The organism is Kitasatospora sp. NPDC096128, from assembly GCF_040303105.1.
Lineage (GTDB): Bacteria > Actinomycetota > Actinomycetes > Streptomycetales > Streptomycetaceae > Kitasatospora.
The window spans coordinates 182,639-206,877 of the sequence record NZ_JBEOSP010000013.1 but is presented as its reverse complement, the minus strand read 5'-3'; the positions used below and the strand labels follow the sequence as shown (position 1 = coordinate 206,877).

Sequence of the window (24,239 nt, the reverse complement as noted above, 5' to 3'; positions counted from 1 at the left end):
CCGAGTGAGGAGCCCGGGGCCCGGCAGGCCTCCGTGGGCTCGGCCGAGGTCGGCTCGGTCGCACTCCGTACCTTCGAAGCACGCCAGAACACAGCACAGGTGACCACGGTGACCGATCACGACGCCGACTTGGCGGCCTACGGCCTGGCCTACGGCGAGTTCGCCTACGGCGCCTACGACGACCCGGACGCCGAGTACGAGCCGGACCCGGAGTACGCCGCCACGCTGGCCCCCGACGCCGCGCGCCAGCGTCGCGAGCGGGTCGGCCCGACCGGCCGTCCGCTGCCGTACTTCCCGATCCCCGCGCCGGTGGCCGAGCACGGCCCCGCGCAGATCATCGCCATGTGCAACCAGAAGGGCGGTGTCGGCAAGACCACGTCGACCATCAACCTGGGCGCGGCGCTGGCCGAGTACGGCCGCCGGGTGCTGCTCGTCGACTTCGACCCGCAGGGCGCGCTCTCGGTCGGCCTCGGCGTCAACCCGATGGAACTCGACGTCACCGTCTACAACCTGCTCATGGAGCGGGGCCTGACGGCCGATGAGGTGCTGCTCAAGACCGCGGTCCCGGGCATGGACCTGCTGCCCTCCAACATCGACCTCTCGGCCGCCGAGGTGCAGCTGGTCAGCGAGGTGGCCCGGGAGTCCGCGCTGGCGCGCGCCCTCAAGCCGCTGCTGCCGGACTACGACTACGTCATCATCGACTGCCAGCCCTCGCTGGGCCTGCTGACGGTCAATGCGCTGACGGCCGCTCACAGCGTGATCGTCCCGCTGGAGTGCGAGTTCTTCGCGCTGCGCGGTGTCGCGCTGCTGACCGAGACCATCGAGAAGGTGTGCGAGCGGCTCAACCCCGAGCTGCGCCTGGACGGCATCCTCGCGACTATGTACGACTCGCGCACCGTGCACAGCCGCGAGGTGCTGGCGCGGGTCGTCGAGGCGTTCGGCGAGCACGTCTTCCACACCGTGATCGGGCGGACCGTGCGCTTCCCGGAGACCACCGTCGCCGGCGAGCCGATCACGACGTACGCCACCAACTCGGTCGGGGCCGCCGCCTACCGTCAGCTCGCCAGGGAGGTGCTCGACCGGTGCCGCCCCGCCGAGTGAGTCTCCCGGGTGCCGACGAGCTGTTCCGGACCACCGGCGGGATGGCGCTGTCGCCGTCCCTCGCCCCGCGTCCGGCCGCCGAGGCATCCAGACCGGAGACCGCGCGGACCGTCAACGGCACCGACGGCGCCGAGGGCACCGAGGCCGCCCCGGGGCCCCAGGACGACCGGCAGACGCCCCAGGAGCAGCAGTCGGGCGCCGCGGTGCCGCCGGCGGGGCAGCCTCCCCTCCAGCGGGCCGCCGGGGGCCAGGGCGCCGCCGCGCCGGCCGGCCGCGCCCACGCGGGCACGGCCGAGGAGCAGCCCGGCGCGGCCGGACGCGCCCGGCCGCGCGGCCGCGCGCCTCGCCGACCGAGCGGGCGCGAGCGGCACGACGAGAAGATCACCGTGTACGTGTCCGCCGAGGAGCTCATGGACCTGGAGCACACCCGGCTGGTGCTGCGCGGCGAGCACGGCCTGGCCGTGGACCGCGGGCGGATCGTCCGGGAGGCCATCGCGGTGGTCCTGGCCGACCTGGAGCAGCGCGGCGAGGCCTCGATCCTGGTCCGGCGGCTGCGCGGCCGCTAGGCCCGTCTGCGGGCGGCTCCGGCCCCGGGGCGCGCCCGGGCGCCCGTGGTGGCGCGCCGAGGGCCCGCGGCGGGCCGGTGGGCGGCGTGTCGGCGGCCGCCGGGCGGGACGGCCGGTGCGCGCGGGTGAAGATGGAACGTCATGCCGAGCACCGTCGAGCCAGCCGCCAGCGCCGTGAACGCCACCGAGGAGGAGTCCCGGGGCGGGTTCCGGGTGCGGCTGGACAACTTCGAGGGCCCCTTCGACCTGCTGCTCAGCCTGATCGCCAAGCACAAGCTGGACGTCACCGAGGTGGCCCTGGCCACCGTGACGGACGAGTTCCTGGCGCACATCCGGGCGATGGGCCCGGACTGGGACCTGGACGCGGCGACCGAGTTCCTGGTGGTGGCCGCCACCCTGCTCGATCTCAAGGCCGCCCGGCTGCTGCCGGTGGCCGAGGTCGAGGACGAGGCGGACCTGGCCCTGCTGGAGGCACGTGACCTGCTGTTCGCCCGGCTGTTGCAGTACCGGGCGTACAAGCGGGCGGCGGCGCTGTTCGGCGAGCGCTGGGCGGCCGAGCTGCTGCGGCGCCCCCGGACCGCCGGGCTGGAGCCCCGGCACGCGGAGCTGCTGCCCGAGGTGGTCATCGGCATCGGCCCGGAGGGGCTCGCCCGGCTGGCGGCCAAGGCCATGGAGCCGAAGCCGGCGCCGGTGGTGTACGTGGACCACATCCACACCCCGCCGGTGAGCGTGCGCGAGCAGGCCGCGCTGGTGGCGGCGCTGCTCACCGGGCTCGGCGAGGCCTCCTTCCAGCAGCTGGTCGCGGACGCGCCGGACACCCTGGTGGTGGTCGCCCGCTTCCTGGCGCTGCTGGAGCTCTACCGGGAGCGGGTGCTGGCCTTCGAGCAGCCGGAGGCGCTCGGGGAGCTGCGGGTGCGCTGGGTGGCCGAGGAGGGCCGGGGCCCGGTCGAGGTGACGGACGAGTTCGACCGGCCCGTCGGCGGGCCGGAGCGGGCCGAGGAGGAGGGCGGGCGGCGATGAACGGCGGGAACGACGGCGGGCGGCCGGTGCGGCGCCCGCTCGGGCTGCCGGGGCGGCCGCGGGCGGAGGAGTGGCTGGAGCCGGCCTTCGAACTGCTGCCGGAGCCGGTGGCGGCACCGGTGGCATCACCGGTGGCCGTCCCGGAGCCGGGGGAGGCCGAGCCGCGGGTGGTGCACCAGAAGTCGGCTCCGTCGACTTCCGGTGCGACTTCCGGTGCGCCGGAGCCGGTCGAATCCGAGCCGGTCGAATCTGAGCCGGCCGGGCCGGGGCTGCGGGCCGAGCTGGAGGCGATCCTGATGGTCGTCGACGAGCCGGTCGGCGAGGAGCGGCTGGCCGGGGTGCTGGAGCGGCCGCGGGCCGAGGTGGCCGCGGCGCTGCGCGCGCTGGCCGCCGAGTACGCGGCCCAGGGGCGCGGGTTCGACCTGCGCCTGGTGGCCGGCGGCTGGCGGTTCTACAGCCGGGAGACCTGCGCCGAGGCGGTCGACCGCTTCCTGCTGGACGGCCAGCAGGCCCGGCTGACCCAGGCAGCGCTGGAGACCCTGGCGGTGGTCGCGTACCGGCAGCCGGTGTCCAGATCGCGGGTTTCCGCCGTCCGCGGTGTGAACTGTGACGGCGTGATGCGTACCCTGGTACAGCGAGGACTGGTGGAAGAGGCCGGATCCGAGCCCGAAACAGGTGCGATCCTGTATCGGACGACGAAATACTTCCTGGAACGGATGGGGCTCCGCGGCTTGGACGAGCTGCCGGAGCTCGCTCCCTTCCTGCCCGAGGTCGACGACGTGGAAGCGGAGTCCCTGGAGGGCACGATGATCGCGGAGGCGGTCGCCACCGCTGCCGTGCAGGCCGCGGACGGCAGTGGCGAGGCCGATCGGGCAACGCCTGATCGGTAGGGGGAGGTGAGGTCGGCCGAAACGACCGCACATCCCAGACGGAAAACGACGTACGGACACTTTGATGCGTAGCAGTGGCAACGGCAGGAACGGCAGCGGCGGCGGCAGCGGCAGCGCTCGCGGCGGACAGGGCGGGGGCCGGGGCGGCTCCTACGGCGGCAGCAGCGGCGGCGGTCGCGGCGGCTCGGGGTCGGGCTCGCGCGGCGGTTCGTACGGCGGCGGTTCGTACGGTGGCGGCTCGGGCGGCGGTGGCTCGTACGGCGGCGGCTCGGGCTCGCGGGGCGGCTCCTACGGTGGCGGCTCGGGCGGCGGTGGCTCGTACGGCGGCGGCTCGGGCTCGCGCGGTGGCTCCTACGGCGGCGGCTCGGGCTCGGGTTCGGGCTCGCGCGGCGGCTCCTACGGGCGCGACGGCGGCCGCCGGGACGACCGGCGCGACGACCGCCGCTTCCCGGACCGCCCGCTGCGGCCCGAGGAGCGCAAGTACGACCGCCCCGAGTTCGGCGGCGGCCCGAACGCCACCCCGGCCCGCGGCGGCTTCACCGGCCGGCGCCCCGGCCCGGCCCCGCGCCCGCGCCGGGAGGGCCAGGGTGCCCCGGGCGACCCGCGCCGCCAGCCGCAGCGTTCGCGCGAGCTCCAGGCCAAGATCGAGGACGCCGTGCTGGCCCGGCACGACAAGCCGGCCGTCAAGCTGCCCAAGACCTTCGGCGAGCCCGAGGGCGAGCGCCTGCAGAAGGTGCTGGCCCGGGCCGGCATCGGCAGCCGGCGCGCCTGCGAGGAGCTGATCGAGCAGGGCCGGGTCGAGGTCAACGGCAAGCTGGTCACCGAGCAGGGCAAGCGGGTCGACCCGGAGAAGGACGAGATCAAGGTCGACGGCCTGACCGTCGCCACCCAGTCCTACCTGTTCTTCGCGCTCAACAAGCCGGCCGGCGTGGTCTCCACCATGGAGGACCCGGACGGGCGCCAGTGCCTGGGCGACTACGTGACCAACCGGGAGACCCGGCTGTTCCACGTCGGCCGGCTGGACACCGAGACCGAGGGCATCATCCTGCTCACCAACCACGGCGAGCTGGCCCACCGCCTCACCCACCCGAAGTACGGCGTGACCAAGACCTACCTGGCCGCCATCCAGGGCCCGATCCCGCGTGATCTGGGCAAGCAGCTCGCCAAGGGCGTGGAGCTGGAGGACGGCTACGCGCGGGCCGACAGCTTCAAGGTGATCTCCAACGTCGGCAAGAACTACCTGGTCGAGGTGACCCTGCACGAGGGCCGCAAGCACATCGTCCGCCGGATGCTGTCCGAGGTCGGCTTCCCGGTCGAGAAGCTGGTGCGCACCCACTTCGGTCCGATCGCCCTCGGCGACCAGAAGTCGGGCTGGCTGCGCCGCCTGACCAACCCCGAGGTCGGCCAGCTGATGCGCGAGGTCGGCCTGTAGGACCCCGGCCGTACGGCTGTTGTTCGTCGGAGGGTCTCCCGCCCGTGGTGGCGGGGGACCCTCCGACGTGTGTGTGAGCCGGGACGCAACCGCTGGTCACGGCCTTGTCAGCGCCATGATCCGTGGCAGAGGATGGCCACCGGACCACCGCCCCGCCGAGTGGCGGGACTGCGCCAGGAGCGGCGCCGGAGGGGTGTTCCGCGGCGAACAGGGGGAGACGGCGTCGTGTCCGATGCAGCACTGGGGCGGTCCGCCGGACACGCGCTCGGCCCGTTGGGGCTGGCCGAACCGGACGGGCGGGTGTACGCGGCGCTGGTCGCCAATCCGCAGTCCACGGCCGAGGAGTTGGCCGGGAGCTGCGGCCTGACGCTCCAGCAGGGCGTGCGCGCGCTGGACCGGTTGGCGCAGCAGGGGATGGCCACCCGGGCGCCGGTGGACCGGGAGCGCTACCTGGCGGTCGCCCCGGACGTGGCGATAGGGACCCTGATCGGCCACCGGGAGTCCGAGCTGCGCAGCGCCCGGGCCGAGATGCACCGGCTGATGGACGCCTTCCGGGAGGCCTCGCGGTACACCGACCCGGCGCACTCGGTGGAGGTGCTGACCGGTGGCGAGGCGATCGCCCAGCGGCTGGAGCACATCACCGGGACCAGCCAGTACCAGGTCCGCGGCTTCGACCGCCCGCCGTACATCCAGGACCCGGTGGCGGCGATGCCCTTGCAGCGGCGGCGGATGCGGGAGGGCCTGCGGTTCCGGACCGTCTACGACCGGGAGGCGGTGGCCTGGCCCGGCCGGCTGGAGAAGAACATCCTGGTCGGCGTCGCGGACGGCGAGGAGGCGCGGGTGCGGCCGACGCTGCCGATGAAGATGATCATCTCGGACGACCGGATGGCGATCATCCCGATCAGTGTCGGCGACAGCGTGCTGGACGCGGCCTACGTCATCCACCCCTCGGCGCTGCTGCAGGCGCTGGACACGCTGTTCGAGGCCGAGTGGGAGCGGGCCGTGCAGCTGCAGGCCGCGATCGGCACCGGGGAGGCGTCGGCGGAGCCGGACGCCGACCACCGCAAGCTGCTCGGACTGCTGGCCGCCGGGCTGACCGACGAGTCGATCGCCCGATCGCTGGGCTGGAGCGCTCGCACCACCCAGCGGCGGCTGCAGGCCCTGATGCGCTCGCTGGGCGCCACCACCCGCTTCCAGGCCGGGATGGCGGCCCGGGAGCGGGGGTGGCTGTGAGCGGGACGGCTGTTGACCGGGGTGGTCGTGAGCCGGGGGACGGGCTCCGGTCGGCTGCTCAGCTCCAGGGGCTGAGCGAGGCCCAGCGGCCGTCCGGGCCTCGCTCGACCTTCTCCAGGCCGACCACCGCGGAGCGGTTCAGCCGCCCGTAGATGTGCGGGAACAGGACGCCGGGGGTGGCGCCGGGCGGCGGGGCGCCGTGTGCGGCCTCCCACTTGACCATCGGCTCCACCAGTGCCTCCTCGATCAGCAGCACCATCAGCGGGTCCGGGGCGTCGGCGAAGAAGGAGTTGGCCACCGCGAGCGCCGTCTGCTCGTCCGCCGAGCAGTGGATGAACCCGTCGGTGAGCAGCGAGGCGGTGGCGTACGGGCGGCCGGGGTCGGACAGCCAGTCGTCCAGGGGTGCGAGATGGAGGATCATGTTCCTTTTGTACCCGCTTTCCGGTCCTGAGCGGTCGTCACGGGCCCTCCGGCGTCACAGCCCGGCCACCTTGGCGGCGGCCGAGACCTCGTACACCAGGGTGAGGCTGCGCCGGGCGCCCGGGCCGAGCGGGACGTCCCAGCGGACGATGCCCTCGGCGTCGAAGGAGTCCGGCGCCGGGGAGCACTCCTCCTTGCGCAGCCGCACCTCGACCGCGGCCACCTCGGAGACCGGCACCCGCTCGCGGACCGTGACCAGCTGCTCGTCGTGCTCCTCCGGGCCGGAGAAGCGGGACAGGTGCAGCCGGACGGTGCGGGTGGTGGTCTGGCGGCCGCTCAGGGCGGTGGTGCTGCGGCGCTCGTCGGTCTCCCGGACCACCCGGTAGCCGTCCGTACTGCCGAAGGACAGCTCGGCGTCGGCACCGGCGGCGGTGAAGCGCAGCTCGCCGCGGCCGGTGAAGCCGCTGCCGCGGACCAGCTCGACCGGGCCGGCCAGCAGCGGGTGCCCGGCCGCGTTGCGGAACCGGACCACCTGGGTGACCAGCGGGGACAGCTCCGGGGCGCAGGCGTACTCGCTGCTCGCCGGCCCGGTGAAGGCCCCCAGCGGGACCCGGTGCGCCCGGCCGTCCGAGGGGACGGTGGCCGGCGCGGGGGCGGGCAGCACCCGGACCTCGCCGCCGTCGTCCAGGCCGGGGACGGCGGCTCCCGGGCCCAGGGTGGTGACCTCCTCCTCACGCAGCTCGACCTCGACGGTGCGGCGCTCCTCGTCGGTGCGCTCGCGCAGGCTCAGCAGGTCCTCGGTGAGCGCGGGCGGGTCGGTGGCCAGGGCGGAACGGGCGGTGGAGAAGGTCAGCCGGGCGCCGGTCCAGTCCTCGCCGGTGCGCTGCCAGACCACCGCCTCCGATTCCAGGCGCAGCCCGGCGCCGTCCAGCACGGCCCGGTAGGAGGGGCGCCACAGCGCGCAGGGCACCAGGTGGTGGACGGTCAGCGCGGTCGGGCCGGGGCGCCCGGCCTCGACCGTGAGCTCCAGGTGGGCGTGCAGCTCGGCGGGCTCCTCCTCGGCCTCGTCCAGGGCCAGCAGGGCCTGGGAGCGCTCCTGGTCCAGCCGGCGCAGCCGGGAGCGGGCGGCGCGCAGCTCCTCGCCGTAGCGCTCGCGCTCGGCGTCCACCCGGTCCAGCTCGCGGGCCCAGCGGGTGCGCTCGATCTCGCCGACGCCGGCGCCCTCGCCGACCTCGCGCAGCAGGTCAGAGGAGAGCTGGGCGAGCAGGGCGAGCCGGGCCTCCAGACGGGCGCGGGTCTGGTCCGCGAGACGCGACTCGGCCTCCAGGGCGTGCAGCCGGTGACGCAGCGCGGAGTCCGCCGGGCCGGGCGGCAGCGGGGCGCGCGGGGACCAGGTGCGCACCAGTCGGGCCTCCAGCACCCGGGTGCCGGGGGCGGCGGACTCGGCGCGCAGGGTGCGGTCGACGGCGAGGGCGGTGAGCGGGCCCAGCCGCAGCCGCTGGACGCCCTCGGCGAGCTCGACGGTCACCGTGCGTTCGACCTGGGCGCGGTCCTCCAGGCAGGTGACGGCGGTGACGGGGAGGGGAACGGAGGGCGGGAGGGGGAGCGGGACGGGGAGGGGGTCTTGGCGGGGAACGGTCTCTTCGGTCATCTGTCAGTTCCTCCGGTTTCCGCCGACGATGGCCTTTCCGGCCGGGATCTTGATCTGGTAGCCGCCGTCCAGCTCGGTGCGGCCGCCCGGCGGCAGCTCCACCCGCCAGAGCCGGGTGCCGGCCGGGCACTCCGGGGTCGGGACGGTCGGGGCCTGCCAGTCGGCGCGCTCCTCGATCCGGATCTCGGCGTCGGAGGCGACCGGAACGCGTTCGCGGACCTCGACCGTGACGGGGCGGCCGAGCCGGTTCGCCAGCTGGACGTGCACCCGGTGGTCGAGCACGGTGCTGTTGCCCTTCAGCATGCCGGTGGCGGACTCGTGCAGCTCGGTGCGGCGCGCCACCTCGACGCTCTCCGTGACGCCGATGCCCAGGCTCCGGGTGCCGCCCGGGGCGAGGGTCGGCAGGGCGGCGGTGAGCAGGAACTCGTCGTCCACGGTGACCTCGACCGGGCCGGCCAGCACGGCGCGGTCGGTGCGGTTGACCAGCGCCAGGGTCGCGTACACCTTCTCCTCGACGGCGGGGACGGTGACGTACTCGGGGCTGACGGAGAGCGGGATCTCGTCCACCGTGACGGTGTGCCAGGTGCCGTCGGAGGGGACGTCGGCGCGGGCGGCGGCGTCGAAGCGGTGGTCGAAGGAGCCGGCCGACGCGCGGGGCGGGACGGCGTGGCGGGGGAGGATGAGGCCGGTCAGGCGGGTGCCCGGGTGGAACCTGTGCCGGGTGTCGTGCTCGGCCCGGGCCCGGTCCGGGCGCAGGGTGCCGCGGCGGTCGGCGGTGGCGTCGGGGCCGGCCAGCTGGAGGTCGGGGTAGTCGAGCAGGTCGGCCTCGGGGACGAAGCCGGCGGCGGGCGGCGGGGTCGCGCCGCGGCGGCCCCTGGAGCGGCGGGCCTCCTCCCGGGGGGCGCCGCCGAAGGCCTGGGCCATCGGGGGCCCGCCGGGGGCCGGGGGCACCGGGGCGGCGGCCGGGCTGACGGCCGGGGCGGGGGCGCTGGGCGCGGGCGGGCCGCCGTAGCCGGCGAAGCCGGGCGGTACGGGGACGGAGGGCGGCTCCGGGACGGCGAGCATTCCGCCGTCGGACGGGCCGGCGGGCGCCGCCTCGTCCGCGAGGAACTCGGCGCGGGGGCCGGCCGGGCGGGCGCCGCCGAGCCGGGCCGAGAAGCGGGGGCCGGGCTTGGGCGCGCCGGGTGGGACGGGGAGCGGGACGCCGGTGCGCTTGGTGCGGCGGGGGGTGGGGCGGTCGGCCGTGGCCGTGTCGTAGCCGGCGAAGAGGTCGGACAGGCCGGCCGGGGGCTCGCGCCAGCCGGAGGGCGGCGGGGCGGGCTGGCTGCGGCCGATCCGCAGCGAGGCGAGTCGGGGCAGGTCGGTGCGGCGCTCGAGGTCGGCGGTGGACAGGGCCAGCCGGACGCCCGTCCAGTCCTCGCCGGTGTGCTGGGCGACGGCGGCGCGCAGGACCAGGCGGGCGGTGTCGGTGCCGGTGCGGTGGCTGAGGCGGTAGGCGGGTACCCAGCGGGCGGTGGGGACGCCGTACTCCAGCTCCAGTTCGATCCGGGCGGGGGTTGGGGCGGGGGTGGTTTCGGTGGCGGGGGTGGTTTCGGGGTCGGGGGTGGTGCCGTCGGCGGTGGTCAGGGTGAGCAGGACGGTTTCGGTGGTGCCGACCGGCTCGGTGCGCTCGGCGGTGGATGCCCGGTCCAGCCGGTCGGCGGCCAACTGGCGCTCGTGGTCGGCGAGTTCGATCTCCCGGGTGAGCTGCTCGGCGCGCTCCTGGAGGCGGGCCAGCCGCTCGTCGACGAAGTCGGCGAGCTCCAGCCAGGCGTCCGCCGGGGTGCGGCGCAGCGGCTCCTCACCGCGGCGCTGCGGCGGGACGGCGCGCAGCGCGGCCGTCTCGGCGATCGCAGCCAGGACCAGCCGGTGGCGCTCGTTCAGTGCGCCCAGGCGTTCTTCGGTCTCATCCAACTCGCGCCGCAGCTCGGGGAGTTCTCCCGGTTCTCGGAGCTCGGCGAGCGCTTCGAGGCGGGCCTCGACGACCGCCGTGCCGGCCGGGCCGGAGAGCACCCGGGCCCGCAGCGAATCGGCCCGCAGCGAGTCGGGCAGGCCGGTCAGCCGCAGCCGTCCGCCGGGCGGGACCGGCACGGTGGCCCGGCGTCGGCACACCGCGCCCTCGGCGTACACCACGACGGAGTCCAGGACCGACGGGTGGGCCGGTACGGTCGGCCGTTTCGACGGCCCGGTGTGACTGCTGTGCTGATCGTCCATGCGTATCCCCTTCGTTCGCGTCCGGTCGCCCGGTGTGCCGCGGCTCGCCCCACCGTCCCCCGGGCGGCCAGTCTGCCCCGCCCGGGGCCGGGCGTCGCCGGATTTGCCGGGGCGCGGCGTGTGCACTGTGGGGGACGGGGCGCGGAGCGCGGTGGTTGCCGGGGTCGGGGGTCGGCGGGGGGCGTCGGGTGGGAGGATGGGGCGCGGGCGTTCCCGGTCGGGCCCGTTGGTCGAGCACCGCCTGTCGTCGAGCAGCGTCCGTCGTCGAGCACCGCCTGTCGTTCGAGCACCGCCGTGAGAACCGTCCAGTCGAGAACCGTGATCGAGGAGAGCCACCCGCCATGCGCACTGCCGTCGTCGTCGGCACCGGACTGATCGGCACCTCCGCAGCCCTGGCCCTGGCCGCACGCGGGCTGACCGTCCATCTGGAGGACGCGGACCCGGACGCCGCCCGCACCGCCGAGTCGCTCGGCGCCGGCATCACCGAACCGGCCGAGGGCCCGGTCGACCTGGCGATCATCGCCGTCCCGCCGGCCCTGGTCGGCAAGGTGCTCGCGGACTGCCAGCGCCGCAACCTGGCGCACTGGTACACCGACGTGGCCAGCGTGAAGTCCGGCCCGGGCAGCGAGATCGCCGCGCTCGGCCTCGACACCGTCCACTACATCGGCAGCCACCCGATGGCCGGCCGCGAGCGCTCCGGGCCGTTGGCCGCCCGTGCCGACCTGTTCGAGGGCCGGCCCTGGGTGCTCACCCCGACCGCCGACACCGACACCGACACGCTCAACGCCGCGCTGGAACTGGTCGCGATGTGCGGCGCGGTGCCGATCGTGATGGACGCCGCCGCGCACGACCGGGCCGTGGCCCTGGTCTCGCACGCCCCGCAGCTGGTCTCCTCGCTGGTCGCGGCCCGGCTGGAGCACGCCGACGAGACGGCCATAAGGCTCTCCGGCCAGGGCGTGCGCGACGTGACCCGGATCGCCGCCTCCAACCCCGGGATGTGGGTCGACATCCTGTCCGCCAACGCGGGCGCGGTGGCCGACGTGCTGGCGGAGGTCGCCAACGACCTGGGCGAGACCGTCACCGCGCTGCGCGCCCTGGCGGCCGAGGAGGAGGACGCGCGCCGGTCCGGCGCCGAGGGCATCGAGGCGGTGATGCGGCGCGGCAACACCGGGCAGGCCCGCATCCCCGGCAAGCACGGCGCCCCGCCCACCCGGTACGAGACCGTCGCGGTCGTCCTCGGCGACCAGCCGGGCGAGCTGGGCCGGCTGTTCGGGGAGGTCGGCGAGGCCGGGGTCAACATCGAGGACGTCCTGATCGAGCACTCGGACGGGCAGCAGGTCGGCTTCGTCCAGCTGTCGGTGGCGCCGATGGCGGTCAAGCGGCTCACGGCGGCGCTGCGCGCGGGCGGGTGGAGCGTCCGGGACTGACGGCTCCGGGGTGGTCGGTGAGGGGCGGCCGGTGAACGGCCGGTGGTGCGGGGCCGGGTGGTGAGGGGGAGCAGGCGTGATCATCGAGTTGCCGCTGGGGGAGACCCGGCACGGGTTCGCCGGTGAGCCGGTGGACCTCGGGAACGAGCGCTTCCTGCGGGCGGTGGTGGGCGGCGGCTTCCTGGTCCGCCACCGCAGCGTGGCGACGATGGTGGAGCGGCCCCGGCCGCGGCCCGCCCGGCCGGAGTTCTCCGCGCCGGAGCCCGCCGAGCCCGAGCCGACCTGGAGCCTGCTGCTGCGCGCTGCCCACACCGCCTTCGCGGAGCACCTGCCGCTCAGCCTGTCGCCCGACGTGCTCTGGTACGCGGTGGTGCACGAGGTCGCGGTGCACGTACGGATGTACCCGCCGCGCTACCGGGCGCTGTTCGGCGCGGCCGACCGCTCGCGGGTGCTCGTCGTGCGGGACGACACGCTGGTGGGCGGGGACGCCGACTGGGCGCGGTCGGTGCGGCTGGTCCGGGAACCGCTGACGGCGGCCCTGGGCGCGGAGCTGGTCGAGCTGTTCCGGCCGGGGTTCTCGACCACCACGCCGGACGACGAGGCCTCGGCGCTGGTCGCGCTGATGGACGTGGTCAGCCCCTACTACGACTTCCGCTGGGAGACCCGCTGCGGCATCCCGCGGATCCGGCTGGAGGGCACCCCCGAGGACTGGGCGCTGCTCGCGGACCGGGTGGACGCGCTGGCGGAGCGCTTCGACTGGTTGGTGCCGTGGTTCGCCGAGCTGCGCCCGGTGCTGGCGGAGATCGCGGCCACGGCGGCGGGCGGCCCGGTGGACGAGGGCTTCTGGCGCTCGCTGTACAAGTGGGAGTCGGTGTCCGGCGGCCCGCTGGTGACCGGCTGGCTCACCGCCTTCTTCGCCCACACCCAGACCCCGGACGGGCCCCGGCTGCGGCAGACCTTCTGCTGGCGCGAGGCCGCGGGTACCTCGTACCACCGGGACGCCTTCGCGGTGAACGACTTCCCCTCGCACCTGTCCACGGTGCCGTTCGTCTGGGACCTCCTGGGTGTCGAGCGGTCGATGGTGCTGGTCGGCGGGGTGCTCGGGATCGAGCGGGACGGCGAGTACGTACGGCCCCGACTCGGGCACGCGGTGCTGGAGGTGCAGCAGGAGGCCGTCGACCGGGAGGCCCAGCAGGCAGGGCAGGCGGAGCAGGCAGAGCAGGCGGAGCAGGCGGCCGCGCAGCTGCCGTAGGGGTGGACGGTCGAGCGGGTGCGGGAGGTCAGCGGGTCCGCGCCGACGGGACGTCCTGCCCGGGACGGGGTGGTGATCGGTCCGGGACGGGGTCCGGCCGCGGTCCATTAACCTTGAGGGAGACAATCCCCGGCCGTCCGCCCCAGCAGGCGTCCGGCTCCCATGTTCTCAGCATGCTCAGAGAGAGGTTCGCCCCCGTGGACACTGCCGACCGAGCGCACGCCCCGGTCGTCGTCGCCATCGACGGACCCTCCGGCTCCGGCAAGTCGACCGTCTCGCGGGCGGTCGCCGCCCGGCTGGGCCTGAGCTTCCTGGACACCGGCGCCATGTACCGGGCGATGACCTGGTGGATGCAGGCCAACGACGTGGACGTCGACGACCCGGAGGCGGTGGCCGTCGCGTGCGGCAAGCCCGTCATCGTGTCCGGCACGGACGCCGACGGGCCGACCATCACGGTGGACGGTCAGGACGTCTCCGGCCCGATCCGGGGCCCCGAGGTGACGGCGCAGGTCAGCGCGGTCGCCGCGGTGCCGGCCGTGCGGGCCCGGCTGGTGGAGCTGCAGCGCGGCTGCGCCGAGGTCGCCGAGCGCGGCATCGTCGCCGAGGGCCGGGACATGGGGACCGTGGTGTTCCCGCAGGCCACCGTCAAGGTGTTCCTGACCGCCTCCGAGGCAGCCCGGGCCGCGCGCCGGGCGGCCGAGCTGCGGGCCAAGGGCGTGGACGAGGCGACCATCACCGCGATGGCCGCCGACCTCGCGCGCCGCGACGCCGCCGACTCCTCCCGGGAGACGGCGCCGCTGGCCCAGGCCGCGGACGCGGTGCTGGTGGACACCAGCGAGCTCACCCTGGAGCAGGTGATCGGCCGGATCACCGCCCTGGTGGAGGAGCGCGCCGGGCTGTCGTCGGTCTGATCGGCAGACCCACCGGTCGGGCCGGCCGACCTTACGGTCCGCCGGCTTTCCGGCTCGGTCGACCGACCTGCCGGTCCGACCGGCTGACCATTTGGTCCGATCGGCCGACCGGCCGATCATTGAACGAACCGCGGGCCGTCAGGCGCCGCGGACGAAACCATCGCGCTGCCCCAGCGGGGCAGGTACGCACGGCACGCCCCTGGGAAGGGCCGGGCCGGGAAACGGAACAGACGAACATGACCGCAGAGCACTCCGCCGGCCCCGGCGAGCTGGACGCCGCCGACTACGCCGAGTACATGGCCCTGGCCGCCGAAGAGGGCTTCGACCTCGACGGCTTCGACGGCGTGGACGGCGCCGAGCTCGTCCGGCTGCCGGTGCTGGCCGTCGTCGGCCGCCCGAACGTCGGCAAGTCGACCCTGGTGAACCGCATCATCGGCCGCCGCGAGGCCGTCGTCGAGGACAAGCCGGGCGTGACCCGCGACCGGGTCACCTACGAGGCCAGCTGGAACGGCCGCCGCTTCAAGGTGGTCGACACCGGCGGCTGGGAGATCGACGTCCTCGGCATCGACGCCATGGTCGCCGCGCAGGCCGAGCTGGGCATCGAGCAGGCCGACGCGGTCCTGTTCGTCGTGGACGCCACCGTCGGCGCCACCGACACCGACGAAGCCCTGATCAAGCTCATCCGCCGGGCGGGCAAGCCGACCGTGCTGTGCGCCAACAAGGTCGACGGCCCGTCCACCGAGGCCGAGGCCGCCTACCTGTGGTCGCTGGGCCTGGGCGAGCCGTTCCCCGTCTCCGCCCTGCACGGCCGCGGCTCCGGTGACCTGCTGGACGCCGTCATGGACGCGCTGCCCGAAGCCCCGCCGCAGACCTTCGGCGGCGCCGCCCCCGGCGGCCCGCGCCGGATCGCGCTGATCGGCCGACCCAACGTCGGCAAGTCCAGCCTGCTGAACAAGGTCGCCGGCGAGGAGCGGGTGGTCGTCAACGAGCTGGCCGGCACCACCCGCGACCCGGTCGACGAGATGATCGAACTCGGCGGCAAGACCTGGAAGTTCGTGGACACCGCCGGTATCCGCCGCCGGGTCCACCTGACCGCCGGCGCCGACTTCTACGCCTCCCTGCGCACCTCCGCCGCGCTGGAGAAGGCCGAGGTCGCGGTCGTCCTGATCGACGCCAGCGAGACCCTCGCCGAGCAGGACACCCGGATCATCACGATGGCCGTCGAGGCCGGGCGCGCCGTCGTCGTCGCCTACAACAAGTGGGACCAGCTCGACGAGGAGCGCCGCTACTACCTGGAGCGCGAGATCGAGCGCGACCTCGTCCAGGTGCAGTGGGCCCCGCGCGTCAACGTCTCGGCCAAGACCGGCCGACACATGGAGAAGCTCGTCCCGGCGATCGAGACCGCGCTGGAGGGCTGGGAGACCCGCATCACCACCGCGCGTCTGAACGCCTTCCTCGGCGAGCTGGTCGCCGCCCACCCGCACCCGATCCGCGGCGGCAAGCAGCCGCGCATCCTGTTCGGCACCCAGGCGGGCATCCGTCCGCCGCGCTTCGTGCTGTTCGCCTCGGGCTTCCTGGAGGCGGGCTACCGGCGCTTCATCGAGCGTCGTCTGCGCGAGGAGTTCGGCTTCGTCGGGACGCCGATCTCGATCTCGGTGCGGGTCCGGGAGAAGCGCAAGAAGAAGTAGGCAGTAGGAGCAGTACGAGCAGTACGAGCTGGAGGGCTCCGTCACCGGTGGTGGCGGGGCCCTCCGGTCGTTCCGGGACCTGCTGAGCCGGGGTCGTCGGTGCCGTGCGGGCCCGTCAGCGGTGGTCGCCGGTGCGGCCCGGGGGGAGCGAGAGCATCTGGCGGTGGCGGCCGCCGGTGGGGGGCGGGGCGGTGGCGAGGCCGGTGGCGGTGCCCAGGACCGGGGACGGGGCGGGCGGCGGGGCGGGCACCGTGTGCTGCGGGGCCGCGCCCAGGTAGCCGGCGGCCACCCAGCCCTGGCCGTGACCGCCGCTGGTGGCGGAGGCGGTCGTGGCGGCGACGGGCTCGGGGTGGGGGTGGGCTTGGGGCTGGGGGTGCGGGTGGGCGTGGCTGTGGCCGTGGTTGTGGGACTGGGCGTGCGCCGGGTGCTGGTTGTGGGGTTGGTGCTGGGCGTGGGGTTGGGCGTGGGGTTGGTGCTGGTGCTGGTGCGGGGAGTGGTGCTGGGTGTGGGGTTGGTGCGACTGCGCCGGCATGAACGGGGGGAGGCCGGACGGCTGGCCCGGGTAGGTGGGGAAGGCCTGGTGCTGCGCCGACGGGTACGGGCGCTGCTCGCCGAACAGCGGGTAGCCGTCGCGGATCGCGAAGCCGGTGAACCTCAGGTCCTCCTCGCCCGAGCGGTCGCCGGGCAGGGCGCGGAACAGCCGTCGGTACTCGGAGTACAGCTCGTCGTAGATCGGGGTCGTCGAGTGCGGGTGCTCCGCGTCGTACGACGGGCGCATGCCCGGGATCGAGCGGGGGGCGGTGGTCGACCGTCCGGCGGGTGCGGAGACGTCGTAGCTGTACACGTAGGGGCCAACGAGTGAGAGGCGGCGGGGATGCGGGGGCGTTAGGCGTACGGAGGGGCGGGCGGGAGGCCGTAGCCGGGCCGAGGCCGCCCGCCCGTCGTACCGGGCCGGCGGATCAGGTGCCGGCGAGCGGGAGGGAGGCGGCGACCACCTGGCCCAGTGCGACCGCCCGCTCCAGCGCCTGACGCAGCAGGTCCTCGCGGGGCTGGCGGCCGACCATGCCGGCCGGGACGGCGTACATGGTCACCTCGGAGAGCTGGCTGGCGGCCATCCGCCAGGCGTCGGTGACCTGGAGCGGCTGATGGGCCTGCCACCAGCCGGTGCTGCCGCCGGCCGCGGCGGGCTGCAGGATCGCGTGCAGCTTGCCCATGGCGACCAGGACCGACCAGCCGGGCAGCTGCTCCGGGGTCTCGTCGAGGTCGGCGACCGGCTGGAAGCCCGCGTCCTGGAGCAGGTCGAGGAACTCGTCCTCGCCGGAGGTGCTGCCGGGACGGCCGACCGGGCCGGTGGGCTCGACCACGAGGGAGGCGTGGCCGACCTTGCCGTGCAGCACGAGCCCGCAGGTGATGCCGAGGATGGCGGCCTGGCCCGGGGCGGTCGGCTGGGTCACGGGACCGCCGGGCGCGGTCGGCGCCGGGGCGGTGAGGTCCGGGCCGGTGAGGTCCGGGGTGGTGAGGTCCGGGGTGGTGAGGTCCGGGGTGGTGAGGTCCGGGGCGGTGAGGTCCGGGGCGGGGACGGTGAGGCCAGGAGCGGCGGGCTGCGTCTGGTTGATGCTGCGGACGGCGCCGACCAGCTGCTCCTCGGCGACCGGAACCACCTGCGAGGGGATGCAGCGGGCGTGGGCGAAGGCCAGGACCGCTGTCTCGTCACCCACGAACAGCACGGTGCTGGTGGCCTCCACGTGGCTGTCGCCGGGGGTGCGGCAGGAGGTGCATTCGTAGCTGTCGGGGGCGCGGTCGCCGCCGAGCAGGCGGTCGGCCTCGTCGTCGCCGATCTCGGACCGGACCTCGTCGCTGACGTCGAGCATGCGCGGCACGGGTTCTCCTCGGATGGGTGCGGGTGGGGTCAGGGGGGCGGACACGGGGAGGTCGCCATGCCCAACGGGCCCTTGTGTCAGGCGTCACGGGTGCCTGACGAGGCTGACGGGAATTGCCCCGGATCCGACCGCGCCGCGTGTTCTCGTGGTCGCAATCTGTCGATGTCGGTGACAGGACTGCCGGATTGAAACGGTGAGGTGAGTCACGCCGACTCGATGTTTGATCTAGGAATCAATGGCCAAAGTGGACATTTCGGGCATGATTGTGCGCCTATTACCGCCGGTAACCATTCGCTGAGCTGGGAAGACCGGTGGGGTTTTGGTTTCCCCACCGACCGGCACCTAGCTTTCTTGGCGGCGCAACGAGCGCCACCCGGGTTCACCCCCGACGCACTGCTCCCCGGTTCCGACCGGGCGCGGCAGGTGCCCGCCGACGCGATCGCTCGAACAGGTCGCCGGCGAGCGGCTGGGTGGCCAGGGCGGCAGAGGCACGTCCGACACGTGCACGGCCGTCCGACGGACGCGGCAAGTGAACGAGGCCCTTTCCAGGGCCTGGTTCCGCATGCCCGCCCGGGGCTGTCGAGAGGAACCCCATGACCTTCCGTAACGAGAACGCCGCTGCCACCACCACCGCCGCCACCAAGCGCAACCGCGTTCGGATGGCCGTCGTGGCGGGCGCCGCTGTCGCGGCCCTGCCGGTGGCCGGCCTCGTCACGGCCACTTCGGCCTCTGCCGCCCCCGTCTCCACCTGGGACGCTGTCGCCCAGTGCGAGAGCGGCGGCAACTGGGCCATCAACACCGGCAACGGTTTCTACGGCGGCCTGCAGTTCACCTCCAGCACCTGGTCCGCCTTCGGCGGCACCGCGTACGCCGCCCAGGCCAACCAGGCCACCAAGGCGCAGCAGATCTCCGTCGCCGAGAAGGTCCTCGCCTCCCAGGGCCCCGGCGCCTGGCCGGTCTGCTCCGTCAAGGCGGGCCTGACCAAGGGCGGCGCCCCGGCCGCGGTCGACACCACGGCCGGCACCTCCGCCGCCAAGCCGGCGCAGACCCCCGCGCCGAAGACCGCCACCCCGAAGGCCGCGGCCGCCCCCAAGACCGCCGCGCCGAAGGCCGCTGCCCCGAAGGCCGAGGCCGCCCCGAAGGCCGCTGCGCCGAAGGCGGACGCCGCGCCGAAGAAGGACGCCGCCAAGTCCTGGACCGGCTCCAACGACGCCAAGCCGGCCAAGGGCGACTACACCGTCAAGTCCGGTGACACCCTGAGCTCCATCGCCGCCGCGCAGGGCCTGGACTGGCACGAGCTGTACAAGAACAACGCCAAGGTCGTCGGTGGCAACCCCGACCTGATCTTCCCGGGTCAGACCCTGAGCATCTGAGGCAGGCTGAGCTGACCCCTGGTCGCTCGCCGGTCCGTCACGGCCGCTCCTCCGCCACGCGGGGGAGCGGCCGTCGGCGTTCCCGGCGTGTCGGGGCGGTGCGGCGGCCGACCTCCCTAGGGTCGGCTGCCGTGCCGCATTCGTGTGACGATCAGACAGCTCAGGCTGTGTTCCGGGCGGTGCTCCGGGTGGGTGCCGCTGTGGTGGTGGCCGCTGTGGCGGTGGTGCTGGTCGCGCGGGTGGGCGGCGTACGGGCCGGTGCGGCCGTGCGGGCCGGTGCGGCCGTGCGGGTCGCGGACCTCATCTGGGACGAGCTCGCCGACTGCGAGAGTGGCGGCGACTGGCGGGCCGACACCGGCAACGGGTTCTACGGCGGTCTGCAGATCCGGCCGACCACCTGGGCGGAGGCCGGCGGGCTGCGCTTCGCCGACCGGCCCGACCACGCGGGCCGGCGGGAGCAGACCACCGTCGGGGAGGAGATCCTGCGGCAGCAGGGGTGGGAGGCCTGGCCGGCCTGCGCGCGGGAGCTGGGGATGATCGGGCCGGGGGAGGGGGCGCGGCTCGTGCGGGAGGATGGAGGGGTGATCCAGGGCGAGCTGTTCGGTGACCAGTTCCTTGAGCCGTCGGGTGGCCGGTCGGGTGCCCCGGACGGCCACCGGTCGGGTGAGCCGTCGGGTGAGCGGACCGCCCGGGTGCGGTCCGAGCCGGCTCCCGGGGCCGTGTTGCTGCCCGGTTGGCTGGACCGGGCCGCGCAGCTACGACTGGTCGCCGCCTGCCGGGAGTGGGCCCGTCCGCCGGCCGGGCTGCACAGTGTGCGGATGCCCACCGGCGGGGTGATGTCGGTGCGGATGGTGAGCCTCGGCTGGCACTGGTACCCCTACGGGTACGCGCGGACCGCCGAGGACGGCGCCCCGGTCAAGCCGTTCCCGCCCCTGCTCGGGGAGCTCGCCCGGCGGGCGGTGGCGGAGGCGTACGGCGACGCGGCCGGGGAGGTGGCGGGCGCGGCGGCCTACGAACCGGACACCGCGATCGTCAACCACTACCCGCACGGCGCGAAGATGGGCCTCCACCAGGACCGCGACGAGCGCGCGGACGCCCCGGTGGTCTCGTTCTCGCTGGGCGACACCTGCGTCTTCCGGCTCGGCAACACCGAGACCAGGACCCGGCCGTGGACGGACCTGGAGCTGCGCAGCGGGGACCTGCTGGTGTTCGGCGGGCCGGCCCGGTTCGCGTACCACGGGGTGGTGCGGACGCTGCCGGGGACGGCGGATCCGGGGCTGGGGCTGGACCTGGTCGGGCGGCTCAACGTCACGGTGCGGCAGTCCGGGCTGGGGGCGTAGGCGTAGCCCGGGGGCGTCCGCTCGTTTCGCCCGCCCATCGAATCGTTTACTCGTTCGAGTGAATCGGCCGTTGGGAGTCGGAGGGCGGGAATGTCCCGGGTCGCTGGAGAATTCGAGTGAGCTGGAGAACTCGATCGGAATCACGAGAGGGAGCGCGCGCATGGGTACCCCCGTCGACGACCTCGTCGATCTGCTCGACCTGGAGCAGATCGAACTGAACATCTTCCGCGGGCGCAGTCCCGAGGAGGCTCTGCAACGCACCTTCGGTGGCCAGGTCGCCGGGCAGGCGCTGGTCGCGGCGGGGCGCACGATCGATGACGCGCGCCCTGTCCACTCGCTGCACGCGTACTTCCTGCGTCCCGGGGTCCCCGGCGTGCCGATCGTCTACCAGGTCGACCGGATCCGCGACGGCCGTTCCTTCAGCACCCGCCGGGTGCTCGCCATCCAGGGCGGTCGGTCGATCTTCGCGCTCACCGCCGACTTCCACAGACCGGAGGAAGGCAGCATCGAGCACCAGTACCCGATGCCGGAGGTCCCGGCGCCCGAGGGCCTGCCCAGCGCCCTGGACGAGGTGGGCTCCCGGCTCGGCGAGCTGCCCCCGTTCATCAGCCGGCGCCAGCCCTTCGACATCCGCTACGTCGAGCGCCTGCGCTGGAACAAGAAGGACCTGGTCGACGTCGAGGCGCGCAGCGGGGTGTGGCTGCGCACCAACGGCCCGCTGCCGGACGACCCGCTGATCCACGTCTGTGCTCTCACCTACGCCAGCGACATGACGCTGCTGGACGCTGTGCGCGCCCCCGTCGAGCCGCTCTGGGGCACCCGGCACTTCGACATGGCCTCGCTCGACCACGCCATGTGGTTCCACCGGCCGTTCCGGGCCGACGACTGGCTGCTCTACCAGCAGGAGTCCCCGATCGCGCACGGCGCGCGCGGCCTGGCCCGCGGCCAGATCTACGACCGGACGGGGCAGCTGGTGGTGTCGGTGGTGCAGGAGGGACTGTTCCGGCCGTTGAAGGACTGACCGTCGCTGTCCCGGCCCGGGCCGGGTGCTCCGGCTGCCGTCTGTTGCCGCCGCATTGCAGTCTCCTTTCGGGTGCGGCTGCCTGCCCGGTCCGTGGAACTATCCGCACCGGCGGGCGGTGTTGTGCAGGATGACCGATACGGACGGCCCGAACGGCGGGCCGTCCGCGGACCGGACCGGGAGGGTTGACCGATGACGGCGACGGCCGCGGAGGACTGGAAGCACTGGAGTGACGGGCGGGCGGCGTCGGTGAGCGCGCTGCACGGCCAGCTCGCACTCACCGGCACGCACTGGCTGGGGCCCGAGCCGGTCGAGGTCCCGGGCCTGCCCGGGCTCTGGTGGGCCGACGCCGAGGGCGTCCGGGTACGGGCGGCGGCCGGCGACGGCATCACCGTCGACGGCGCCGACGGGCCGGTGGACGGCGAGGTGCTGCTGCGCCCGGACACCGACCCGGCCGCCGACACCGCCACCCTGGGCGACCTGCTGCTCGTCCCGATCGAGCGGGAGGGCGAAATCGCCCTGCGGGTCTTCGACCCGTCCGCGCCGGGCCGGACCGGCTTCGCGGGCATCTCCGCCTACTCCTACGCGCCCGAGTGGGCCGTCCCCGCCGTCTACACCCCCTTCGAGGAGGAGGGGCAGTCGGTGCTGGTCCCGAACGCGGACGGCAAGGACCGGCCGCTGGCGATCACGGGCCGGATCGAGTTCACTGTCGCCGGTGAGCACCGCACCCTGACGGTCGGCCGCTCCGGACAGCACCTCACCGGCGTCATCGCCGACGCCACCAGCGGCATCGACACCTACCGCTTCCGGTTCATCACCCTGCCGGCGCCGGACGACGAGGGGCGGACGGTCCTCGACTTCAACCGGGCCTACCTGCCGCCCTGCGCCTTCGCGGACCACTTCATCTGCCCGTTCCCGCCGCCGGGCAACCGGCTGGACTTCGCGGTGGAGGCGGGGGAGAAGCAGGTGCTCACCAGGTAGCCCGCGGGGGGTTCGGTCCGTCGAGCTCGGCCTGTTGGTGCTCGGTCCGTCGTGCTCGGTCCGTCGCGGCGGGCCGAGCGCGGGTGGGGGCGTGCCGTCCTGCCGATCGAGGTGTGCAGGGCGGGACCCGGTGTCGGGCGCGGCGGGGGCCGGGGCAACCATGGACTGTTGTGACCAGCAACCAACCTCCTGATACCCCGACCGCCGACGCCGCCTCTGCCCCCGCGCCTGTCACCGCCCCCTCATCCGTTCCTTCCTCCCGCCCTTCCTCCCGCCCTTCCTCCGCTCCGGACGTCCCCTGGTACCGGCGGGCCTTCGCGGACCTCAGCCCGCTGCGCGAGAACGCCGACTACCGCCGGGTCTGGTCCGGGCAGGCGGTGTCCTCCATAGGCCAGCAGATGACCGCGGTGGCCGTCTCCGTCCAGGTCTACGACCTGACGGGCTCCGCCTTCGCGACCGGCCTGGTGGGCCTGTTCTCGCTCGTCCCGCTGGTCGCCTTCGGCCTGTACGGCGGCGCGATCGCCGACACCGTCGACCGCCGCAAACTGGGCCTGATCGGCTCGGCCGGCCTGGCCGCCGTCTCCGCCCTGCTCGCCGCCCAGGCCCTCGCCGGGCTCAGCCTGGTGGCGCTCCTCTACGCCGCCGTCGCTCTCCAAGCCGGGTTCTTCGCGCTCAGCTCGCCCGCCCGCTCGGCGATGATCCCCCGGCTGGTCCCCGCCCACCAGCTCCCGGCGGCGAACGCCCTGAACACCGTCAGCATGAACCTCGGCCTCACCGTCGGCCCGATGCTCGGCGGCGTCCTGATCGGCGCCTTCGGCGCCCAGACCGCCTACCTCGTCGACACCGTCGCCTTCACCGGCACCCTCTACGCCGTGTGGCGCCTGCCCGCCATGCGGCCGGAGGGCGAACGCAAGGGCCGCGCCTCCGTCCTCGACGGCCTGCGCTTCCTGCGCGAGCAGCCCAACCTGCGCACCAGCTTCCTCGCCGACCTCGCCGCGATGATCTTCGGCATGCCCCGCGCCCTCTTCCCGGCGATCGCCGTCACCTTCTACGCCGGGGACGCCCGCACCGTCGGCCTGCTCGTCTCCGCCCCGGCCGTCGGAGCCCTGATCGGCGCGCTCTTCTCCGGCTGGGTCGGCCGGGTCCGCCGCCAAGGCGTCGCGATCCTCGCCGCCGTCTCCGCCTGGGGCCTCGCCATCGCCGCCTTCGGCGCCCTCCACAACCTCTGGCTCGGCCTCCTCCTGCTCGCGGTGGCCGGCTGCGCGGACACCGTCAGCATGATCTTCCGCAACACGATGATGCAGACCGCGGCCCCCGACGAGATGCGCGGCCGCCTCCAGGGCATCTTCATCGTCGTCGTGGCCGGCGGCCCCCGCCTCGGCGACTTCGAATCCGGCGCCGTCGCCGCCCTCAGCAACCCCGCCACCTCCGTCATCACCGGCGGCCTCGCCTGCGTCGCCTGCGTCCTCCTCCTCGCCGCCCGCCGCCCCGCCTTCCTCACCTACGACGCCCGCCACCCCACCCCCTGACCCCCCACTCCGCCCCACCCCCGAAACCTGGCAGCGAGCACCCCCCGACGTGCTGTATTGTTTTCCACGTCGCCGGGACAACAACCGGAGACAAGGTCGAGAAGCCAACCGGAAAGGCCCCCCAGGCCCCACCGCAAGGCATCCAGACCACGGGACGTGGCGCAGCTTGGTAGCGCACTTGACTGGGGGTCAAGGGGTCGCAGGTTCAAATCCTGTCGTCCCGACTTGCAAAACTGCAGGTCGTAGGCCGTTTCCGCTTCTGGCGGGAGCG

At 74.5% G+C, this 24,239-nt stretch carries 20 protein-coding genes, 1 tRNA gene and 1 pseudogene; 17 read left to right on the top strand and 5 right to left on the bottom strand.

Annotated features, from left to right (window positions below; translation table 11 throughout):
- The first annotated feature begins 33 nt into the window (after positions 1-33).
- The 6 genes from ABTY61_RS17265 (at position 34) to ABTY61_RS17240 (ending at position 6,242) form a co-directional block, all read left to right on the top strand.
- Positions 34-1,101 carry a ParA family protein gene (locus tag ABTY61_RS17265; protein ID WP_030245868.1) on the top strand — a complete coding sequence of 356 codons (1,068 nt, stop codon included), beginning with the start codon at positions 34-36 and terminating at the stop codon, positions 1,099-1,101.
- Positions 1,102-1,142: 41 nt separating this feature from the next.
- Complete coding sequence (locus ABTY61_RS17260) at positions 1,143-1,667, top strand: hypothetical protein (protein WP_502895341.1); 525 nt, start codon at positions 1,143-1,145, stop codon at positions 1,665-1,667.
- 141 nt (positions 1,668-1,808) lie between these two features.
- On the top strand, positions 1,809-2,687 hold the full coding sequence (locus ABTY61_RS17255) for a segregation and condensation protein A (RefSeq protein ID WP_350505821.1): 879 nt from the start codon (positions 1,809-1,811) through the stop codon (positions 2,685-2,687).
- A 296-nt stretch (positions 2,688-2,983) separates the two neighbouring features.
- Entirely contained in the window at positions 2,984-3,577 is a 594-nt protein-coding gene (scpB, locus tag ABTY61_RS17250) for an SMC-Scp complex subunit ScpB (protein ID WP_502895340.1), read from the top strand.
- Positions 3,578-3,641: 64 nt separating this feature from the next.
- Positions 3,642-5,009 (top strand): pseudouridine synthase, encoded by a 1,368-nt coding sequence (locus ABTY61_RS17245; protein ID WP_350505820.1) that lies wholly within the window; start codon positions 3,642-3,644, stop codon positions 5,007-5,009.
- 225 nt (positions 5,010-5,234) lie between these two features.
- The gene (locus ABTY61_RS17240; RefSeq protein WP_350505819.1) at positions 5,235-6,242 is read left to right on the top strand and encodes a helix-turn-helix domain-containing protein; all 1,008 of its coding nucleotides are present in this window, start codon (positions 5,235-5,237) and stop codon (positions 6,240-6,242) included.
- A gap of 58 nt (positions 6,243-6,300) precedes the next feature.
- On the opposite strand, the gene ABTY61_RS17235 is transcribed toward ABTY61_RS17240, so the two are convergent.
- From ABTY61_RS17235 to ABTY61_RS17225, 3 genes are read right to left on the bottom strand one after another with little or no spacing between them, the layout of a single operon-like run.
- Complete coding sequence (locus ABTY61_RS17235) at positions 6,301-6,663, bottom strand: DUF952 domain-containing protein (protein ID WP_350505818.1); 363 nt, start codon at positions 6,661-6,663, stop codon at positions 6,301-6,303.
- Positions 6,664-6,717: 54 nt separating this feature from the next.
- Positions 6,718-8,313, bottom strand: a complete 1,596-nt coding sequence (locus ABTY61_RS17230; RefSeq protein ID WP_350505817.1) for a DUF4139 domain-containing protein — start codon at positions 8,311-8,313, stop codon at positions 6,718-6,720.
- A 3-nt stretch (positions 8,314-8,316) separates the two neighbouring features.
- On the bottom strand, positions 8,317-10,566 hold the full coding sequence (locus ABTY61_RS17225) for a DUF4139 domain-containing protein (RefSeq protein ID WP_350505816.1): 2,250 nt from the start codon (positions 10,564-10,566) through the stop codon (positions 8,317-8,319).
- Positions 10,567-10,907: 341 nt separating this feature from the next.
- Here ABTY61_RS17225 and ABTY61_RS17220 point away from each other — a divergent pair, with 341 nt between their 5' ends.
- The 4 genes from ABTY61_RS17220 (at position 10,908) to der (ending at position 15,844) form a co-directional block, all read left to right on the top strand.
- Positions 10,908-11,993: a prephenate dehydrogenase gene (locus ABTY61_RS17220; protein ID WP_350505815.1), complete on the top strand. Its 1,086-nt coding sequence runs from the start codon at positions 10,908-10,910 to the stop codon at positions 11,991-11,993.
- Between the two features lie 76 nt (positions 11,994-12,069).
- Positions 12,070-13,245, top strand: coding sequence for a DUF4419 domain-containing protein (locus ABTY61_RS17215; protein WP_350505814.1), 1,176 nt, complete (start codon positions 12,070-12,072; stop codon positions 13,243-13,245).
- Positions 13,246-13,442: 197 nt separating this feature from the next.
- Positions 13,443-14,156: a (d)CMP kinase gene (cmk, locus tag ABTY61_RS17210; RefSeq protein WP_350505813.1), complete on the top strand. Its 714-nt coding sequence runs from the start codon at positions 13,443-13,445 to the stop codon at positions 14,154-14,156.
- Between the two features lie 236 nt (positions 14,157-14,392).
- Positions 14,393-15,844 carry a ribosome biogenesis GTPase Der gene (der, locus tag ABTY61_RS17205; RefSeq protein WP_350505812.1) on the top strand — a complete coding sequence of 484 codons (1,452 nt, stop codon included), beginning with the start codon at positions 14,393-14,395 and terminating at the stop codon, positions 15,842-15,844.
- 115 nt (positions 15,845-15,959) lie between these two features.
- Here der and ABTY61_RS17200 read toward each other — a convergent pair whose 3' ends face one another.
- Together ABTY61_RS17200 and ABTY61_RS17195 are read right to left on the bottom strand one after the other, a co-directional pair.
- Entirely contained in the window at positions 15,960-16,688 is a 729-nt protein-coding gene (locus tag ABTY61_RS17200; RefSeq protein ID WP_350505836.1) for a hypothetical protein, read from the bottom strand.
- Between the two features lie 115 nt (positions 16,689-16,803).
- On the bottom strand, positions 16,804-17,724 hold the full coding sequence (locus tag ABTY61_RS17195; protein WP_350505811.1) for a DUF8842 C-terminal domain-containing protein: 921 nt from the start codon (positions 17,722-17,724) through the stop codon (positions 16,804-16,806).
- A 593-nt stretch (positions 17,725-18,317) separates the two neighbouring features.
- Here ABTY61_RS17195 and ABTY61_RS17190 point away from each other — a divergent pair.
- From ABTY61_RS17190 to ABTY61_RS17160, 7 genes and pseudogenes are all read left to right on the top strand, one after another.
- Positions 18,318-19,097: a transglycosylase family protein gene (locus ABTY61_RS17190; protein WP_350505810.1), complete on the top strand. Its 780-nt coding sequence runs from the start codon at positions 18,318-18,320 to the stop codon at positions 19,095-19,097.
- A gap of 98 nt (positions 19,098-19,195) precedes the next feature.
- A pseudogene (locus tag ABTY61_RS17185) lies at positions 19,196-19,603 on the top strand (transglycosylase family protein); the annotation flags it as partial.
- A 186-nt stretch (positions 19,604-19,789) separates the two neighbouring features.
- Positions 19,790-20,437 carry an alpha-ketoglutarate-dependent dioxygenase AlkB family protein gene (locus tag ABTY61_RS17180; RefSeq protein ID WP_350505833.1) on the top strand — a complete coding sequence of 216 codons (648 nt, stop codon included), beginning with the start codon at positions 19,790-19,792 and terminating at the stop codon, positions 20,435-20,437.
- A 160-nt stretch (positions 20,438-20,597) separates the two neighbouring features.
- Positions 20,598-21,458 carry an acyl-CoA thioesterase gene (locus ABTY61_RS17175; RefSeq protein ID WP_350505809.1) on the top strand — a complete coding sequence of 287 codons (861 nt, stop codon included), beginning with the start codon at positions 20,598-20,600 and terminating at the stop codon, positions 21,456-21,458.
- A 192-nt stretch (positions 21,459-21,650) separates the two neighbouring features.
- Entirely contained in the window at positions 21,651-22,439 is a 789-nt protein-coding gene (locus ABTY61_RS17170; RefSeq protein WP_350505808.1) for a DUF1684 domain-containing protein, read from the top strand.
- A gap of 170 nt (positions 22,440-22,609) precedes the next feature.
- Positions 22,610-23,968 carry an MFS transporter gene (locus ABTY61_RS17165; RefSeq protein ID WP_350505807.1) on the top strand — a complete coding sequence of 453 codons (1,359 nt, stop codon included), beginning with the start codon at positions 22,610-22,612 and terminating at the stop codon, positions 23,966-23,968.
- A gap of 150 nt (positions 23,969-24,118) precedes the next feature.
- Positions 24,119-24,192: transfer RNA gene (locus ABTY61_RS17160), tRNA-Pro, on the top strand.
- The last annotated feature ends 47 nt before the right edge of the window (positions 24,193-24,239 follow it).

Coding starts and splice junctions, on each gene's coding strand:
- ABTY61_RS17220 (WP_350505815.1), top strand. CDS start 10,908: ATGCGCACTGCCGTCGTCGTCGGCACCGGACTGATCGGCACCTCCGCA.
- ABTY61_RS17260 (WP_502895341.1), top strand. CDS start 1,143: ATGGCGCTGTCGCCGTCCCTCGCCCCGCGTCCGGCCGCCGAGGCATCC.
- ABTY61_RS17225 (WP_350505816.1), bottom strand. CDS start 10,566: ATGGACGATCAGCACAGCAGTCACACCGGGCCGTCGAAACGGCCGACC.
- ABTY61_RS17175 (WP_350505809.1), top strand. CDS start 20,598: ATGGGTACCCCCGTCGACGACCTCGTCGATCTGCTCGACCTGGAGCAG.
- ABTY61_RS17170 (WP_350505808.1), top strand. CDS start 21,651: ATGACGGCGACGGCCGCGGAGGACTGGAAGCACTGGAGTGACGGGCGG.
- ABTY61_RS17255 (WP_350505821.1), top strand. CDS start 1,809: ATGCCGAGCACCGTCGAGCCAGCCGCCAGCGCCGTGAACGCCACCGAG.
- der (WP_350505812.1), top strand. CDS start 14,393: ATGACCGCAGAGCACTCCGCCGGCCCCGGCGAGCTGGACGCCGCCGAC.
- ABTY61_RS17190 (WP_350505810.1), top strand. CDS start 18,318: ATGACCTTCCGTAACGAGAACGCCGCTGCCACCACCACCGCCGCCACC.
- scpB (WP_502895340.1), top strand. CDS start 2,984: ATGGTCGTCGACGAGCCGGTCGGCGAGGAGCGGCTGGCCGGGGTGCTG.
- ABTY61_RS17235 (WP_350505818.1), bottom strand. CDS start 6,663: ATGATCCTCCATCTCGCACCCCTGGACGACTGGCTGTCCGACCCCGGC.
- ABTY61_RS17245 (WP_350505820.1), top strand. CDS start 3,642: ATGCGTAGCAGTGGCAACGGCAGGAACGGCAGCGGCGGCGGCAGCGGC.
- ABTY61_RS17230 (WP_350505817.1), bottom strand. CDS start 8,313: ATGACCGAAGAGACCGTTCCCCGCCAAGACCCCCTCCCCGTCCCGCTC.